The organism is Cyclobacterium roseum, from assembly GCF_010119225.1.
GTDB classification, from domain to species: domain Bacteria; phylum Bacteroidota; class Bacteroidia; order Cytophagales; family Cyclobacteriaceae; genus Cyclobacterium; species Cyclobacterium roseum.
The window spans coordinates 151525-167962 of sequence record NZ_WNKF01000003.1 but is presented as its reverse complement, the minus strand read 5'-3'; the positions used below and the strand labels follow the sequence as shown (position 1 = coordinate 167962).

At 43.9% G+C, this 16438-nt stretch carries 17 protein-coding genes; 12 read left to right on the top strand and 5 right to left on the bottom strand.

The window, feature by feature from the left end:
* Positions 1-12 precede the first annotated feature (12 nt).
* A complete protein-coding gene (locus GJQ68_RS05710) occupies positions 13-1080 on the bottom strand; it encodes an FAD:protein FMN transferase (protein ID WP_162416348.1) in 1068 nt (355 codons plus the stop codon).
* 157 nt (positions 1081-1237) lie between these two features.
* Here GJQ68_RS05710 and ruvB point away from each other — a divergent pair, with 157 nt between their 5' ends.
* The 9 genes from ruvB to GJQ68_RS05665 all read left to right on the top strand — a co-directional run bounded on the left by ruvB (position 1238) and on the right by GJQ68_RS05665 (position 11398).
* Entirely contained in the window at positions 1238-2275 is a 1038-nt protein-coding gene (ruvB, locus tag GJQ68_RS05705) for a Holliday junction branch migration DNA helicase RuvB (RefSeq protein ID WP_162416347.1), read from the top strand.
* A gap of 35 nt (positions 2276-2310) precedes the next feature.
* Positions 2311-3243: a tRNA epoxyqueuosine(34) reductase QueG gene (gene queG, locus GJQ68_RS05700; RefSeq protein ID WP_162416346.1), complete on the top strand. Its 933-nt coding sequence runs from the start codon at positions 2311-2313 to the stop codon at positions 3241-3243.
* A gap of 287 nt (positions 3244-3530) precedes the next feature.
* Positions 3531-6500 carry a SusC/RagA family TonB-linked outer membrane protein gene (locus tag GJQ68_RS05695; protein ID WP_162416345.1) on the top strand — a complete coding sequence of 990 codons (2970 nt, stop codon included), beginning with the start codon at positions 3531-3533 and terminating at the stop codon, positions 6498-6500.
* Positions 6501-6519: 19 nt separating this feature from the next.
* Positions 6520-7896, top strand: a complete 1377-nt coding sequence (locus GJQ68_RS05690) for a RagB/SusD family nutrient uptake outer membrane protein (RefSeq protein ID WP_162416344.1) — start codon at positions 6520-6522, stop codon at positions 7894-7896.
* A 349-nt stretch (positions 7897-8245) separates the two neighbouring features.
* Positions 8246-8692 (top strand): hypothetical protein, encoded by a 447-nt coding sequence (locus GJQ68_RS05685; RefSeq protein WP_162416343.1) that lies wholly within the window; start codon positions 8246-8248, stop codon positions 8690-8692.
* A 32-nt stretch (positions 8693-8724) separates the two neighbouring features.
* Positions 8725-9381: a hypothetical protein gene (locus GJQ68_RS05680; protein ID WP_162416342.1), complete on the top strand. Its 657-nt coding sequence runs from the start codon at positions 8725-8727 to the stop codon at positions 9379-9381.
* On the top strand, positions 9341-9739 hold the full coding sequence (gene yidD, locus GJQ68_RS05675) for a membrane protein insertion efficiency factor YidD (RefSeq protein ID WP_202927882.1): 399 nt from the start codon (positions 9341-9343) through the stop codon (positions 9737-9739). The genes GJQ68_RS05680 and yidD overlap by 41 nt, the downstream gene beginning before the upstream one ends.
* Positions 9740-9900: 161 nt before the next feature.
* Positions 9901-10578 (top strand): hypothetical protein, encoded by a 678-nt coding sequence (locus GJQ68_RS05670; protein ID WP_162416341.1) that lies wholly within the window; start codon positions 9901-9903, stop codon positions 10576-10578.
* Positions 10529-11398 (top strand): tetratricopeptide repeat protein, encoded by an 870-nt coding sequence (locus GJQ68_RS05665; protein WP_162416340.1) that lies wholly within the window; start codon positions 10529-10531, stop codon positions 11396-11398. The genes GJQ68_RS05670 and GJQ68_RS05665 overlap by 50 nt, the downstream gene beginning before the upstream one ends.
* 41 nt (positions 11399-11439) lie before the next feature.
* Here GJQ68_RS05665 and GJQ68_RS05660 read toward each other — a convergent pair whose 3' ends face one another.
* Genes GJQ68_RS05660 through gltX form a run of 3 tightly spaced genes read right to left on the bottom strand, consistent with a single transcriptional unit; the run spans position 11440 to position 13899 of the window.
* Positions 11440-12078, bottom strand: coding sequence for a porin family protein (locus GJQ68_RS05660; protein WP_162416339.1), 639 nt, complete (start codon positions 12076-12078; stop codon positions 11440-11442).
* 33 nt (positions 12079-12111) lie between these two features.
* Entirely contained in the window at positions 12112-12315 is a 204-nt protein-coding gene (locus GJQ68_RS05655) for a hypothetical protein (protein WP_162416338.1), read from the bottom strand.
* Positions 12316-12363: 48 nt separating this feature from the next.
* Positions 12364-13899 (bottom strand): glutamate--tRNA ligase, encoded by a 1536-nt coding sequence (gene gltX / locus GJQ68_RS05650; protein WP_162416337.1) that lies wholly within the window; start codon positions 13897-13899, stop codon positions 12364-12366.
* 132 nt (positions 13900-14031) lie between these two features.
* On the opposite strand from gltX, the gene GJQ68_RS05645 reads away from it, so the two are divergent.
* From GJQ68_RS05645 to GJQ68_RS05635, 3 genes are all read left to right on the top strand, one after another.
* Entirely contained in the window at positions 14032-14634 is a 603-nt protein-coding gene (locus tag GJQ68_RS05645; protein WP_162416336.1) for a hypothetical protein, read from the top strand.
* 158 nt (positions 14635-14792) lie between these two features.
* A complete protein-coding gene (locus GJQ68_RS05640; protein WP_162416335.1) occupies positions 14793-15248 on the top strand; it encodes a hypothetical protein in 456 nt (151 codons plus the stop codon).
* Between the two features lie 60 nt (positions 15249-15308).
* Complete coding sequence (locus GJQ68_RS05635; RefSeq protein ID WP_162416334.1) at positions 15309-15752, top strand: NfeD family protein; 444 nt, start codon at positions 15309-15311, stop codon at positions 15750-15752.
* 112 nt (positions 15753-15864) lie between these two features.
* Here GJQ68_RS05635 and GJQ68_RS05630 read toward each other — a convergent pair whose 3' ends face one another.
* Positions 15865-16173 carry a hypothetical protein gene (locus tag GJQ68_RS05630; protein WP_162416333.1) on the bottom strand — a complete coding sequence of 103 codons (309 nt, stop codon included), beginning with the start codon at positions 16171-16173 and terminating at the stop codon, positions 15865-15867.
* Between the last annotated feature and the right edge of the window lie 265 nt (positions 16174-16438).

The following is a 16438-nucleotide window of genomic DNA, read 5'->3' as shown; positions in this document are numbered from 1 at the left end:
ATAAATACCGGGTTATTTGGATTCTTCTTCCTGGACATTGGTAAGAAAAGGAACCAGTCCCTTACTTACATAGGATTGCACCTGTCCCTGCTCATCGTTAAAGATAAGAAAGATTTCCAGGCCTTCCACTGATTCCTGAATTTCCTTGGCCCTCTCCAATCCCAGAACCATAAACGCCGTGGCAAATGCGTCGGCGGTCATGCAATCCGCTGCCAGCACCGTGGCACTCAACAAGCGATGTTCTACCGGATACCCGGTAAAAGGACTAATGGTATGCGAATATTTCACGGAATCTTTGATATAAAAATTACGATAATTCCCCGAGGTAGCCATGCCCTTATTATCCAATGCAATGATGGAATACAATTCATTGGCCAGGCCTTCTTCGGTAGGTCTCGTTACGCCCACTTTCCACAGTTCTCCGTTTTCATTTACCCCCCTGCTCACCAATTCTCCTCCTATTTCTACCAGGTAATTTTGAATTCCCCGGCTTTCAAGAAATTCACCTACCAGGTCCACCCCATAGCCTTTGGCGATGGCACTCAAGTCCAGGTAGCTGTCCGGATTGGATTTCCTAATTCCACTTTGATCAAACAGCAATTGATCAAAGCCTACCCGTTCTAAAAGCTGTCTGACTTCCACACTATCCTTCAAGGATGCTCCTTCCGGACCAAATCCCCAAACATTAACCAAAGGTCCGACCGTCGGGTCAAAAGCCCCAGAAGTGGCTTCATATACCCGCTCACTGGCCGCTAATACCGGATACAGGTAAGGGGAGTCGAATTCCAACGAATCATTCCGGTTAAATCTGCTTAATTCCGAATCGGGAATATAGGTAGACAGGGATTGATTGATATCAACCAGTAACGAGTCGATTTCCTCCTGAAGATCCCTTCTGCCAGGGTCCAGGTAAACCACCCGGTAGCTGGTACCCATGGTAGGGCCTGTGAGCACCATTTTTTGATCATCCGATTCTTCAATGTCCGGTGCATTTTGGTTTTGCCTGTAGAGATACACCATAAATACCACCAACAATAACAAAATGCTGTAAATGATATTTTTCTTGGCAGATTTTCGCATAAAACGATGTCTGTTTTAATTTTCCGAAAGTTAATTCTTATTTTCCAAATGCCCTTTGTTTTTACCTATTATCCTTTGGTTAGTGAGGCAGGTAAAGGCAAATGGTAACTGAAAACCGGACCAATTTTTTTATATTTGTAATTCTTAGCTAGTGAATATGAGAGAAGATTATCTGCGTGGTGACGAAGAAAGCCTGGGATCGGGGGACAAAGAAATAGAAAAGGCTTTAAGACCACTGAGTTTTGAGGATTTTACGGGTCAGAAAAAAACCGTTGAAAATATAAAGGTTTTCGTTCTGGCTGCCAAAAGACGAGGAGAATCCCTCGATCACGTGCTACTTCACGGACCTCCCGGTCTGGGAAAAACTACCTTGAGCCATATCATTGCCAATGAGCTGGAATCCAGCCTAAAAATTACCTCCGGGCCGGTGCTGGACAAGCCATCCGACCTGGCAGGTCTTTTGACAAATCTCGAAGAAGGAGATGTGCTCTTTATTGATGAAATTCACCGGCTCAATCCGGTTGTAGAAGAATACCTGTATTCCGCCATGGAGGATTTCCGGATTGATATCATGCTGGACTCCGGGCCCAACGCCCGCTCCGTACAAATTAGCCTGAATCCCTTCACGCTGGTGGGAGCCACCACCCGCTCCGGCCTGCTTACCTCCCCCTTACGGGCGCGGTTTGGGATCAACGCAAGGTTGGAGTATTACGATGCGGAATTGCTTCGCACCATCGTCAAGCGCTCCGCCTCCATTCTGGGCACTCCATTGGATGAAGAAGCTGCTTTTGAGATTGCCAGGCGAAGCAGAGGCACCCCGAGAATTGCCAACAACCTGTTGCGCCGAACCCGGGATTTTGCAGAAATTAAAGGGGATGGAAGGATCAGCCTGGACATCGCAAAAATGGCACTCAACGCACTGGATGTAGATGTAAACGGACTGGATGAAATGGATAACCGCATCCTGCTGACCATCATTAAAAAATTTAATGGTGGACCGGTAGGCATTTCTACCATTGCCACCGCTTGTGGAGAGGAGGCCGAAACGATAGAGGAAGTTTACGAACCATTTTTGATTCAGGAAGGGTACCTTAAAAGAACCAGCCGGGGAAGGATGGCCACTGAACTGGCCTACGGACATTTAAAAATCAAGCCGGATTTTGGTGGTCAATCCGGTAGTCTTTTTGATTTGTAGGCTTTCCGCTGCACCGCATTCGATACCCATAGTTTATGGATACCAGAAAAAAAAACAGCCAGTTAATCAAAGAAACAGCCGAAAAGTTGGGTTTCGACTTTTGTGGCATCGCCAGGTCCGCCTTTTTAGAAGAGGAAGCAGCAAAATTAGAATCCTGGTTAGACAACAACTACCAGGGCAAAATGGCCTATATGGCCAATCATTTTGACAAAAGACTGGATCCGGGCAAACTCGTGGACAACGCCCAGTCGGTCATCAGTCTGATATACAATTATTACCCCCCAAAGAAGCTGCCGGAAGGAACAGAAGACATCAAAATCGCCAAATATGCTTATGGAAAAGATTACCACTTTGTCATTAAAGACAAACTCAAAAGGTTTCTTCAAATCCTAAAGGAAGAAATCGGGGACATCAACGGCAGGGCTTTTGTCGACAGTGCGCCAGTCATGGAAAGGCAATGGGCTCAAAAGGCAGGATTAGGTTGGACCGGAAAAAACAGTTTACTTTTAAATCAGCACATGGGCAGTTTCTTTTTTCTGGCAGAGCTGATCATTGACCTACCCCTTCACTACGACGCACCGATTGCCCACGATTATTGTGGCACTTGTACCCGCTGCATTGATGCCTGCCCTACGGATGCCATCCTGCAGGCCAACCTGGTGGATGCCTCTAAATGCATCTCCTACCTGACCATCGAGCTCAAGGAAGAAATTCCGGAGCAATTCAAGGGAAAGATGGATAACTGGGCCTTTGGCTGCGATATTTGCCAGGATGTGTGCCCCTGGAATCGTTTTTCAAAACCTCATCAGGAACCGGAATTTTTGCCCCAGCCCGAGCTGGAATCGCTGGATTGGGAAGAAATGACTAAAGAAACCTTTGATCGGGTTTTTAAAAAGTCGGCTTTGAAACGCACCAAGTGGGAAGGACTGCGTAGAAATATCAAGTTTATTCAGGTAAATCAGGAATGATTGGTCAGCGCCTCGGTTTTGGTAGGTACTGCTATTTATCAGCCCAACTTCCGCTAAGAATAGTTAACTTTTAAAATTTCTGGCTAATTTCCCGCCATTTTTTTCAGAAAAGCAAAACAATTTTAGTTTCTCAGGGCTTTTATTACATTAAAAACTATCTAACTAATTAATTCCAAAATAAAATCAATATTTTTGCCTCATTACGATTTATTATTAAATATCATTACGACTATTTAATTAATTTATCACCATTAATTGTTAATTAACCTCAATCTAAATTTAGTTCTATGTCAAACCTTTACCGATTTTCATTGGTCATGTTTTTGTCCCTACTCAGTATGGGATGGACGCATGCACAGTACAGCGTATCGGGTATCATTACCGACGAACGCACTGGAGACCCCATGATAGGGGCAAGTATACTGGTTCGCAACACTACAAAGGGAACCGTAACCGACCTGGATGGCAGGTTTAATCTGAATTTCGATGACAATGCGTCGGCTACCCTGGTTATCTCCTCCTTGGGATACCTTAGCCAAAACATTGATGTTGGGCCCAATACCAACACTACCCTTAGCGTAGCCCTTCAGGAAGACGCTACCAATCTGGAAGAAGTAGTGGTGACAGGATTGGCCTCTTCCGTCAAGCGGTCCAACCTAGCCAACGCGGTTTCATCCGTTTCTTCCCGGGAGCTAACCGGAACGACTACCATCCAAACCACCGATGGGGCGCTTTATGGTAAAATCGCCGGGGCAAACATTCGGTCCAATGGAGGCGCTCCGGGAGGAGGTTTATCCATTCAGTTGCGCGGAATTTCAAGCCTTACGGGAGCTTCACAGCCACTCATTATACTGGATGGTGTCTATATCAATAACTCCTTCCAGCGAACCGGACGGGCTACCGTCACCGGTGCAGGTAATGAGAGTCAGGATGATGGATCCAACAGACTTGCTGATCTCAACCCGGCAGATATTGAAACCATTGAAGTGCTGAAAGGACCCTCCGCTGCCGCTATTTATGGTACCCGTGCCAACGCCGGGGTAATCATCATCACCACCAAGCGTGGAGCTGAGGGCAAAACCAAAGTATCCCTTTCCCAGGACATCGGTTTTGCGCAACCATTACGGCTTTTGGGAACAGACGACTGGAGTGAAGAAAAAATCAATGCCTTTTTCCCGGAAGACAGAAGGCCTCTAGAATTACAGCGCTTCAGAGAAGGAACCCGGATTGATTACGAAGATTATTTCTATAACAACACGGCCTTACTCAGCAATACCCGGTTGACGGTGTCCGGTGGTAGTGAGAAAACGAAGTTTTATGTTTCCGGAAATATTAATTCAGAAGACGGGACAGTGAAAAATACCGGTTTTGATCGCTTTTCGCTTAGAGCCAACCTGGACCATAATATCACGGATAAGATCAAATTGGGGGTGTCCTCCAACTATATCAAATCCACATCAGATAGGGGATTTACAGGTAACCAAAACAATTCCGGAGCAAGTATAGGATATAGCATGGCTTATATTCCAAATTACTTTGATATCAGGCCTGACGAAAACGGTGTCTACCCGACCAATCCTTACTTTAGCGAAAATCCTGCGGCGGTCACCGATCATGCGCAGAACACATCCGACGTGCAGCGTTTTGTTCAGGCCTTCACCCTGGACATTGACTTGTTTAGCAATAGCAATAGCTTCCTGAAAGCCAATGTGGCCGGGGGATTAGACTTTCTTCAAAATTCCACGTTGATTTACCTGCCGGAGTTTCTTCAATACCAACGCGGGCAGGCCAATCCCGGCGATGTGTTTTGGGGAAAGCAAGAAAGCTTTAATACCAATTTTCAGGCGGCATTGGTATATAACTTTAATCTGGGAAAAGTTAACATGAACTCCCAGGCCGGTATGGTTAGGCTGGACTTTAGCAACAGTTCCTTATTTAACAGGGGACGGGGTCTGGTACCGGGCCAAACCAACCTGCAGCAAGCCTCTGTACAGGAAATTGTCGAACAATTTACAAGCGAGGTTCAGGAAGCGGGTATTTTCCTTCAACAGGAAGCAAATTTTGAAGATAAAATCATCGGTACGGTAGGCGTTCGTTGGGATAAGTCTACGCTGAATGGAGATCCCAATCAATATTATAGCTTTCCGAGGGCTTCCTTAGCGTTAAATCTGGCAAATTTTGATTTTTGGAATTCCGGTTTTATAAACCAATTGAAACCCAGGATCGCCTACGGTGAAACGGCAGGACCGGTTGAATTCGGAAATACCTTTTCCAGGCTTGAGGGAGCCAATATTGGGGGCTTGTTAGGTTCTGTGGTTGGACTTCAGATAGGTAACACAGAGATTCGGCCGGAAACAGCTACTGAACTAGAGTTTGGGGTAGATTTTGGATTCTTAAACAACCGATTTGCCTTAGAAGCCACCTACTACATTAAAAACACCCAAAACAATATCCAGAACCTGAACCTGGCACCATCCACGGGAGTGAATACCATCCCCAGCAACGAAGCGGAGCTGCAAAACAAAGGATTGGAATTAAGTCTCTCAGGGACAGTGGTCGACCAGGCGAACTTCAACTGGTTTTCGCGAATTATGTATTGGCAAAATCGGGTGAATATGACCCGCCTCGGTATTCCGCAGTATAACCTGGGAGCCTTTGGTACCGGTTTGGGTACCTTCTATTATGCCGAGGGTTTTGCACCAACCACCATTATTGGTACGCCTGCCGATTCGGATCACCCAAGCGGATTTACGGTGTGGGGAAATGCCCAGCCCAAGTTCAACACTTCCTTCTATAATACCATGCGCATCTACAACAATCTGGAATTGTCGTTCCTTGTAGAATGGCGGCAAGGCGGGGATAATATCAACCTGACATCTTTCCTTTCCGATTCCGGAGGAACTACCAACGGATGGTTTGAAGATGATAATAATGACGGTGTACCAAACGGAAGACAACGCCCACCCGCTCCCTATAACAACGCCGGAAGATGGGTTCAGGATGCCTCTTTTGTAAAAGTTCGTGAGATAGGGTTGTTTTACACCCTTCCCAAAGCCTCTGTAAGCAATACTTTTGGTAATGCACTGGAAAGCGTTCGTTTAGGTATGTCCGTAAACAACGCCTTTTTATTCAGCGATTACGATGGCTACGATCCCGAAACGTCCACTTTTGGAGCACGATCGGTAGATAATAATGTCGATATCGCCCCTTACCCAACACCGAGAAGGATTTTCTTTCACGTAACTCTTGATTTTTAATCCTAAAACAATGAAGACAATGAGCACACTACAAAGATATATAGGATTAGGCGTGGTTGCAGGACTACTCATGGTTAGCTGCAACCCGTTGGAACTGGATCAAATAGATGATCCCAACAACCCCTCTGTGGGAAGTGTCAGTGAAAATGCCTCCCGCTCCCAAATTCAGTTTTTGATAACGGGATTGGAGTCCCGGCACAGGGATTACGTCGAAAATGTATCCCGGGCATGGAACACCTTTGGGAGAGAAATCTGGTATCTGAACGGTTCAGACCCTCGTTTCCAGACGGATTGGCTTGGCCAGGCAGGTAGAGAACCCGACCGGGTTTATTTTGGATTTGGATCCACCGGTGGAGGATCTTGGGCCGATCCCTATCAGGCGATCAGACAGGCTAATGTGCTGATTTCCGCTGCGGAAAACACCAATAACCTGAGTTCCGCGGAGCAGGCGGCAATCTCCGGTTTTGCCCGGATGATTCAGGCCTATCAATTTATGATTCCTGCCAATTTTGTCTACGAAAATGGCATCCGGATTGACGTGGGAGACCCGCTTAATCCAGGCCCTTACGTTTCCTACGAAGCGGGTATGGAGCACTCCCGTTCCTTGCTCGAAACCGCAGACGAATTACTGCAAACAGCCGGTACCGGTGATTTTCCTTTTACCTTAACCCCGGGATTTGCCGGATTTACATCGTTGGAAAGAATCCGGGAAATTAATAATGCCATCTTAGCCAGAACCAATACCTATCTGGAAGACTGGGAAGGTGTATTAACTGCCTTGGATAATTCTTTTATGGATTTGGAGGGGAACCTGCAGTCAGGTCCTGCTCATCCGTATACTGGTGCTCCGGACTTATTTAACCCCTTGTTTTACATTCGGGATGCCTCCATAAATACCATCGTGGTGGTGCATCCTTCCGTTTTGGAAGACGCTACCGAAGGGGATGCAAGGGTGGCCGAGAAATTTTTCGAACGGGAGGAACCGGTAATCATTACAACCGATGCGACCCCCCTGGTAGGCACCCATCAGGACAACCGATGGCCAAATAACACCACCCCCATTCCTTTTATCCGGAATGAAGAATTGATTTTGCTAAAGGCAGAGGCGCATGCACAGTTGGGGGAGACCGATCTTGCGGTGCAAGCAATCAATATCATCCGGAATGCAGCAGAAATTGGAGATTACACCGGGGCTACTGATCAGCCCAGCCTTATCGACGAGATTTTGTACCAGCGGAGGTACTCCTTATGGGCTGAACCCTGGGGACACCGTTGGATCGATGCCCGCAGGTACGGGCGCCTGGATGAAATCGATACTTCATTTGACCAGGGATCTATTTTTCTTCAATTTCCTCATCCACAAGCCGAGGTAAACTGGGATGAATATGTTGAATAGCATGCCATTATAAATAAATTATAAGCAAAAAAACCTGGAGAATGTCCTGCTCATTCTCCAGGTTTTTCTTTTTTTACAATAAAACAAAAAGAAGGAAACACATGAATTTTTCATTTTTATTTTACCTAAAAATTACTTTATCAATTAAATGATAATTTTTTTCGATAACCAAAGAAAGCCCTATTCCTTAAAACAAACTTAATTTTATCTTCTTAAATGTAGTTCTGAGCCGTATTTACTTCCAAAAAAATAGGTAATTTATGTTGTGTTAAACTTTTATTTTTGTTTAACTTGCTAAACGTACGTACTTCATTCTTCTATTACATGTGAAACTTAATTAAATTAACTTATGAAAAATGTTTTATTTTTATTCTTGTCATTTCTGCTGGTGAGTTTCACTCATGCAGAAAGCCCCAGAGCAGCCCTGTTTGACTTGAACGAGGCACAAATTGATGCTCAGATTTCTGATTTAAATGAGTTAGAAAGCTATGTGATTTCGAATCAGGGAGTCACTTTAAATGAAGTGATGGACTTTGCCCGGGAAGGCGAGTTAAATTTAAGTGTGAACATGCTGGATAATTTTGCAGCCATTTTAGCTGATCACCCGGTAGCAGGTATTCCTTCATTCCTTTGGGGTTGTGTTTTGGGTCCGGTAGGTATCGCCATTGTTCATTTTGATGCTGAAGATAAGGAACAAACCAGAAAAGCTATTTGGGGTTGTGTTGCCCTAGGTGGTGTGTATGCCTTGCTTGTAGCTGCATCTTATATTTTTGCTTTTTCCGCTTATCCGTTTTAATGAAACAAAAAATTGCGTCAACACTAGTTGTTATGTTTTTTCTACTGTTGCCCGGAATAATTTCCGGGCAACAGTTTTATAGGTTAAAAGCGGACTTTTCGATTAAAGAGAAACTAGCCGACGGCAGCTCCCAACTGATAATGGGTAAAGTCTACTACGACAAGGTTTCCGAAAAAATCGTTTATGACATTACCTTTCCGGAACCGGAAATATGGGTTTTGAAAGACACTTCTTTTTTCCGAATGAAGGAACGCCAATTGCTGGATAGAAAAAGGTCTTTTTTGATTCCAGAATCTTCCTTTTTTCACTTTACTTTAACTGGCCAACTATCCGATTTTGGGCTTAAGGATAGCCCATACAAAATTGAGCAGGTAGAAAAAGACGGTGAAATGGTAATTAGCACCTGGGAGCCGGATGACACGAAGTTGAAAGAGGCAATGGGAAAGGTAATTATATCCAATATTGATAAAAAACTTAATGGGATCGTTTTCTATAATACCGAAGGTAAAATGTTAAGTAAACAATTTTATCAGGATTACATCAATGTAAGTGGATGTGAATTTCCAACGGAAATCATACAAATCACCTATCAAGAGACCGGTCAAAATTACCAGGTAACCACTTATAAAAACGTCGTAATTAATCAAAATGGGAAAGAAGACCTTTATAATATTAGCATTCCAAATTAGCCTTTTTAACTTTTTCGTTACAGCCCAATCCCTACCAGAAGTTAAAGCACATCAAAAACTTATGGTTGAGGAGGAAGAAAAAGAAGAATATGAATTTGCCAGAGAAAGTAAAAATGAGGTGGAGATGGTCTTTTCCGGTCTATTTTTGGGTTATAAAAAATTTATTTCTTCTCAAGATGGCAATACCTGTGTATTCACCCCCTCCTGTTCAGAATACGCTTTAATGTCCATAAAAAAGCATGGGATTATTTTGGGCACCGCCAATGCCTTTGATCGATTGACAAGATGCAATGGACTTAGTCCCGAAAAGTATAGAAAAGATCCGGAATCAACCTTAATGATCGATAAATTAGAATGAGAAATATCATCACGTTCTTTATTTTTTCCATTTTCAGCCTTTCTTCTCATTTTACTCCTTGCGCTGCTCAAGATTTGTATGATTATGAACATACGAAAGCTTTTGCGGAGCACCTTTTAGGTACCAGGCAGTATTCGCTGGCCATTTCTGAATATGAAAGGTTGGTATTTCTAAAACCTGAAGATAAAAATTTACAGAGAACGCTTTTTTCAACCTATATCCGTGCAGAAAACAGTGCCCTTGGATTAAAAAGAGCTCAACTAATGTATCCCCTGCAGGAGAGAATCCCAGCGGAAGTAGCCCCAATATATGCTTTCATGCTACTCAAAAATAAAGCGTTTGATAAAGCAAAAGATTTCCTGACAAACGAAAATACCCTCTCAAAGGAGGATAAATTCTTGTTTTTAGGGACCAGCAATGCACTAAATCACGATTGGGAGGATGCCCTGGTATATTACAATAAGGTCGCTACTGATCAGAAGCCCATAGTTGCAAATTATAGAGAAATCACCGAACTTGCCTTGCAGCAAAAATACAAAAGTCCTGCTTTGGCAACGGGGTTATCCATTTTGATTCCGGGTGCAGGGAAAGTATACACCCGAGATTGGAAAGACGGCTTAGTAGCCCTTTTATTTGTGGGTACCACGGCCTGGCAAGCACACAGGGGTTTTAGTCGGTCAGGAACAAAAAGTGTAAGGGGTTGGATATTTGCATCCGTTTCTACAGCTTTTTATATAGGAAATATATTTGGTTCTCATAAATCTGCAAAATTCTATAATCAACGACTAAATGAACATAGTCAAAGAGAAATTGAGCGTATTTTTTATACTAATTTTTAGTTTATTAGGTGCAACGAAGGGGCACACCCAAGACCTGCATCAGACGTTTGCATTCGCCAATGAGCTGATCGAGTCGGAACAGTATGAGCGGGCTCTACTCACCTTTCATCGGGTGTTGTTTTTCGGCAAAGGCTCCTATCAGGAAGAAATTTTCCACCAAATGGGCACCTGTTACTATGAACTGCAGGATTTTGAAAATGCGGCCAGGTATTATGATCTTGCCTATTTTGCCGAAAAAAATGACAGCATAAAAATAGAATTGACCTTTAAAAAGACCTCCAGTCTTTTGTTGAATAAAGATTATGGTTACGCCCAAATAGAACTTTTTAATTTACCGGATAATCTCAACCCCTATTTTAGCCAGAAAAGGAATTTTTATGAAGGCATCACCTACTTTGGACTGGGGAATTTTACGGAATCCGAAAAAAAATTTTTGCGGGCTTTACCCTCCGGGAATGCGGAAGAAAAGGAGGAAATTAAGCAGATCTTCAAAAACCTGGAAAAAGTAGAAAAAATCTCACCCAAAAAGGCACGTATCCTCAGCATGTTTATACCCGGCCTGGGACAGGTGTACGCAGGCGATTGGCGAAATGGCCTCAATTCTTTCCTCCTAAACGCTGGTTTTGCAGTACTGGCCGTGCAAACGGCATTTCAGTATTCCATATGGGATGTGGCCATCTCCATTTTGCCCTGGTACCAAAGATACCATATGGGCGGGTACATGGGGGCAGAAAGGATCGCCTACGAAAAAATTGAAAGGGAAAAGGGGCTTATTTATTCTGAAATCCTGGAGGTAATTTCCGAAACCAAAACAGACTGATAACACCATTTTTTTTACACCACATTATTATTCCTGTAGCTTCAATCCAACACCCTGAAAAGGTAGGAAATAGTGAATTCCAATTGGGTGAAATTGATGTCAAATATCCGTTCCTGGGATTCAGGCCTTCCAAATTCATACGAATAACGCGCTTCTCCCTGAAGGGTATGCTTTCCAAACAACTTTGAAATCCCCACACCGGCCGTCAAGCCGTACATCAATTTCCGGGGTTCGTCAGCCGGCTGCCCATAGGTTGGAATGACGAGTTCCCCTTCCACAACCCGATTTACATCCCTGACATCCAGGAGGTATCCCACATGTGGGCCTAGTTTGATATGAAACCTTCCCGAATTGCCCAGGTAAAAATTAGATAGTATCGGAATTTTAATGTAATCAAACTGGGTTTCATTTCCCGTGTTGATCGTATCTGTTGCTGCATAGCCGGTAGTCAGGAACTGAAACTCTATCTGTGCTCCTGCATTTTTCTCAAAAAATTGCTCAATCACCAGGGAATAGGTGGGGGCAGCCAGGCCCGTGACACTGCGGGGAAAACTACCCAGGGTAACCCGGTAGGACGCACTGGACTCCGTATATCCTCCACGGATCCCCACACTGGTCTGTGCTATAAGATCACTGGAAGCCAAAAAAATAATTACCAAAAGAGGCCAACCGATTTTCATAAGAAAAAAGAAGCAGTTATGAATTATCCACGATTAATTGTCATCCTTTTTCTTGGGCTTTTTACTTTCTTCCCGGTCTCTCAATTTCTTGTCATCCACATTTTTATTAAGAAACTCGTTGATCTTATCAATGGAAAAAGAACTGGAAATTTCTCCAAATGAATTTATATTCATATTAAAGCCTTCCAATTCCTCGTTTACCTTTGGTATGTCCTTTTTTTTCGTCTTCTTAGCCATGACTGTTTCTTCTTTAAAATACGACTCCTGTCCCAGATTTTGGTATCGTCACTGGTTTCCTAACGTATGTAACGCAAAATCTATTCTTTTGATCAATTCCTCCTTGCCCAATATCTCAAAAATCTGCATCAAATCCGGTCCTGCTCCTACTCCAGTGACCGCAAGCCTTACGGCCTGCATCACCTTGCCCAATTTTATCTCCTCCGATGCTGCCGCGGCTGCCAGCATGGATTTAGCTGATTCTGCGGACAAGGGCACTGATTCATCCAACAATTCATTTTTGAACGCCTTTAAAACGGCAATGGCATCCTGATTCCATCTTTTTTCGGCTACCTGCCGGTCAAACGTATCCGGTGCCACTAACATGAACTTCCCTTCATTCCATAAATCCGAAGGAAACGTGGCCCTTTCCTTCATCACTGATGCAATTTTTTCCGCCTTCTCTATAGAAAGCGTACGATTTTCCTTTTCAAGATCTGCCAGCAGATAGGCTGCAAGTTCCCGATCGGATTTATGCCTGAGATACTGCTCGTTATACCACTTGGCTTTGTTTATGTCAAATTTAGTGCCTGACTTGCCGATTCGATCAATTGAGAAGGCTGCTATCAATTCTTCCAGGGTAAAAAGCTCCCGCTGATCTCCCGGATTCCAGCCCAGGAAGGCGATAAAATTCAGGAATGCCTCCGGCAAGTAACCCGCTTCCTTGAAACCTGCCACCATATCACCAGACTGCGGATCTTTCCATTCAAGCGGAAAAATGGGGAATCCATGTTTTTCGGCATCTCTTTTGGACAATTTACCATTTCCATCCGGCTTAAGCAACAGTGGCAAGTGGGCAAACTCGGGCATGCTGTCTTCCCAGCCCAAATACCGGTACAATAAAACATGTAACGGTGCGGAGGGTAACCATTCTTCCCCACGAATCACATGGGTGATACCCATTAAGTGATCGTCTACAATATTGGCCAGGTGGTAGGTGGGCATGCCGTCAGATTTCATCAAAACCTTATCATCCAGGGAATTGGAATGCACCAACACCCATCCCCTAACCATGTCATTTAACCTAACTTCTTCCTTTCGAGGTATTTTAATTCGTATGACGTAGGGCTCTCCGGAATCAAGGCGTGCCTTCACTTCGTCCGCAGGTAAGGTGAGGGAATTCTTCATCTGCGTACGGGTGATGGAATTATACTGGGGAGACACCACCCTCGCGGCCGTTAGCCTTTGTCGCATGGCTTCGAGATCCTCGGACGTATCAAAGGCATAATAGGCATGTCCTTTTTCGAGCAGGTACTGCGCGTATTCCATGTACATGGACTTGCGCTCGGATTGTCGGTAGGGGCCGCATTCTCCGGGCGTCCAGGGACTCTCATCCGGACGGATACCGATCCAGTCCAGGGAATTTTTAATGTAATCCTCTGCGCCAGGCACGTATCGGTTTTGGTCTGTATCCTCAATTCGTAACAAGAACTTTCCACCATTTTTACGGGCAAAAAGGTAGTTATACAAAGCGGTTCTCACACCTCCAATATGCAATGCTCCGGTAGGGGATGGAGCAAATCTTACGCGTACTTCTTTACTCATAGACAGCCTTCAATTTCTTTTAAGAGGGCAAAGATAGGCAATTAATAAAGAATTTAGGCCCAAATCCATGGAAGACTTAGCCCTTTTTCAGATAAACCATCCCGCTAAAAATTTGGTTACCTTTACTACCAGATGCCAACACCTACATCAAATAAAGATCAATTGAGCCGGGAAATGTACCGCCTCCTGAAAATATTCGGGACCGCCTCCCTGGGACTGGTTTTGCTGCTCTCTTTTTTTAACGAATACCGGGCCAGCAACTCCGGAGAAGATCCTGAGTTTGCCATCACTGATGCGGGATTCCTTTTCTTTAAGAATATTCGAAGAATCGATTATGAGGTAAAACAACTGCCAACCGTGGATCGCTACGTTCATGAGGACTTTGATCCGGATAGCCTTAAATCAGGCCTACAAATAGAGCTTATTGTTCAGAAAAACCGGAATACGGCAGTTCCATTTCTGGTTCTAAAGGGCAGTCTGATCGGAAAATCCCCCCTCCTGCTACAAAACCTGGACGAGCATAAAAAGCCGAAAGACTCGCTCGAATTGCGGCAAGGAAACCGATATACCCATTTGGAAAACGCAACGAAATTGAGAGACTGGCTAAGTACGGATCTAAACAGTATTCGGGCAAAAGCGGACGAAGGATGGGTGAAACTATTTGAAGACGAAAAGGAGCGAAAAGCATTTCTGCAAACTTTCCAGGATTTCGAAAAGATTACTTCCCACAACTGAGCACTCTTTGCGGCTCCTATTTAAAAGGAGAAGCAAGGAACTCCGGGAAGCTGCTCCGATTACAAAATTATTGAAAATATCAAAATAAAACTTAAATTGACTGATACAGGACCGTCCCATTCCTTTAAAACATTGGGAAATACCCAAAAAACCTAGTTATGGAACTGAAAAGAATTGATACGATTTGGCACTTTTTTGCTACTCAAAATCAGTTGTTTCTGAAAAAAGAAGTTAACCATGAAGTTTGTTATTCCTTTATAAAAAACAAAATCAAACTCAGGCATGCCTTTAATCCCCGGTTTACCGGTCAATCAAGGCTTACATTGGGTCCGGACTCCTTTGAAATGGCAGTAGAAAGCCAATCCGCCGTCAAAAAAAAGTTTGGGTTTCATCGTCCTCCCGTAAAGGTGCATCAACAGCTTTTCTTCCCAAAGGAATTACTTAAACTTACCGGGAGTTTCAGCATTACCGTCGAAATGGATCGTTTTCGAAATATTCGGGTCACCCTGGAACCTTTTGTGCCAAAGACCATAAAAAAAACATTCCAACCCGTCAATTTCATTAGTGAAATGCTCTGGGGATTTCGGTATTTTTCCGAAACCATAAAAAATTAATACCGGCGGTAAAACGCCGCAAAAATCTGTTAACCTTTAAACGATTACCTACGATCATTTATGAAGACCGCTTCCAGTCAACCAGAATTTCCCATGTTTACCATGCCCCACCGGGGATTGCTCTTGCTCGCCGGCATTTACGCGATCCTTTGGGGTGCTTTTTTTAGATGGTTTGGCCCCACCGTATTGAACTGGCTGGCCATGGACAACAGCCTGGACGGCTGGTCCGGGACCCTTTTCTATGGCAGCTTGGGAATGGTGGCCGGCTTGCTGGTGTTTTTATCTGCTTTTTACCCCATTAGCTGGATCTACCTGATGGGGCTGGGGATACTGGGAAAGGTCGCTTCCCTGATAAGTTTTCTCCTACTTTACATGGATAACATGGAATGGAACAAACGCCTTGGTTTTCACCTGCTCTTCAACGAGGCACTTTGGCTGATTCCCCTGGCATTTATATTCTGGCGGGCGTTACAGGTTAAAAAATATTTAAAATCTCAACCCTAACATTCGGGTTTGAGAAGGACATTTATTTGAGAAGGACATTTAAGAGCGAGTTAAATATTAATAAAAAAGTAAGCACCCCCCATTTCTTTTCAGAAACCGGAGGTAATACTAATCAGGTTAAAAGGATCAGTAATAGGAGTATGACGATCAGTGCCCCTGCAGAGATATAAACGCCGCCGCCCAGGGCTTTGGCCTCCTTATTGATATCCCTGAGTTCGTTACGGATTTCCTTACGTTCTTCCTTGTCCATGGCCCTGAGGTCCATGTCCTTAATTTCCTGAACCCGCTCATCTAATTGTTCTAAACGAGCCTGCTCTTCCGGACTGGGTTCCTTATCTGCCGACCCATCTTTTGCCATGGCTGCAGGTGCTATGGCAGTCAACAACATCAGCATGGATAAAAAGTATGCGATCTTTTTCATAAGAATTACTATTTACGGTGAAACATTAGATTAATTAATGATGTCAAAAATGTACGTATCATTCGAAACTTGATTTTTTACCTATATCAATAACCTTACCAAAAAAACGGAAAGGGTACCGATGGCTCAATCTTTCTATTTTTCATAATGGCTCACCCGTTTCGGTTTTAGGCATATTCATAGCGAGCACTATTCGGGCAAATTCTTATTTTTTTCCATCCGAAGCATTGCCCAAAATTCACTAACTTGTGCTGAATTTGATTAG

Coding starts and splice junctions, on each gene's coding strand:
- GJQ68_RS05685 (WP_162416343.1), top strand. CDS start 8,246: ATGAAAAATGTTTTATTTTTATTCTTGTCATTTCTGCTGGTGAGTTTC.
- gltX (WP_162416337.1), bottom strand. CDS start 13,899: ATGAGTAAAGAAGTACGCGTAAGATTTGCTCCATCCCCTACCGGAGCA.
- ruvB (WP_162416347.1), top strand. CDS start 1,238: ATGAGAGAAGATTATCTGCGTGGTGACGAAGAAAGCCTGGGATCGGGG.
- GJQ68_RS05635 (WP_162416334.1), top strand. CDS start 15,309: ATGAAGACCGCTTCCAGTCAACCAGAATTTCCCATGTTTACCATGCCC.
- GJQ68_RS05655 (WP_162416338.1), bottom strand. CDS start 12,315: ATGGCTAAGAAGACGAAAAAAAAGGACATACCAAAGGTAAACGAGGAA.
- GJQ68_RS05645 (WP_162416336.1), top strand. CDS start 14,032: ATGCCAACACCTACATCAAATAAAGATCAATTGAGCCGGGAAATGTAC.
- GJQ68_RS05630 (WP_162416333.1), bottom strand. CDS start 16,173: ATGAAAAAGATCGCATACTTTTTATCCATGCTGATGTTGTTGACTGCC.
- GJQ68_RS05695 (WP_162416345.1), top strand. CDS start 3,531: ATGTCAAACCTTTACCGATTTTCATTGGTCATGTTTTTGTCCCTACTC.
- GJQ68_RS05660 (WP_162416339.1), bottom strand. CDS start 12,078: ATGAAAATCGGTTGGCCTCTTTTGGTAATTATTTTTTTGGCTTCCAGT.
- yidD (WP_202927882.1), top strand. CDS start 9,341: ATGGGAAAGAAGACCTTTATAATATTAGCATTCCAAATTAGCCTTTTT.
- GJQ68_RS05640 (WP_162416335.1), top strand. CDS start 14,793: ATGGAACTGAAAAGAATTGATACGATTTGGCACTTTTTTGCTACTCAA.
- GJQ68_RS05680 (WP_162416342.1), top strand. CDS start 8,725: ATGTTTTTTCTACTGTTGCCCGGAATAATTTCCGGGCAACAGTTTTAT.
- queG (WP_162416346.1), top strand. CDS start 2,311: ATGGATACCAGAAAAAAAAACAGCCAGTTAATCAAAGAAACAGCCGAA.
- GJQ68_RS05710 (WP_162416348.1), bottom strand. CDS start 1,080: ATGCGAAAATCTGCCAAGAAAAATATCATTTACAGCATTTTGTTATTG.
- GJQ68_RS05665 (WP_162416340.1), top strand. CDS start 10,529: ATGAACATAGTCAAAGAGAAATTGAGCGTATTTTTTATACTAATTTTT.
- GJQ68_RS05690 (WP_162416344.1), top strand. CDS start 6,520: ATGAGCACACTACAAAGATATATAGGATTAGGCGTGGTTGCAGGACTA.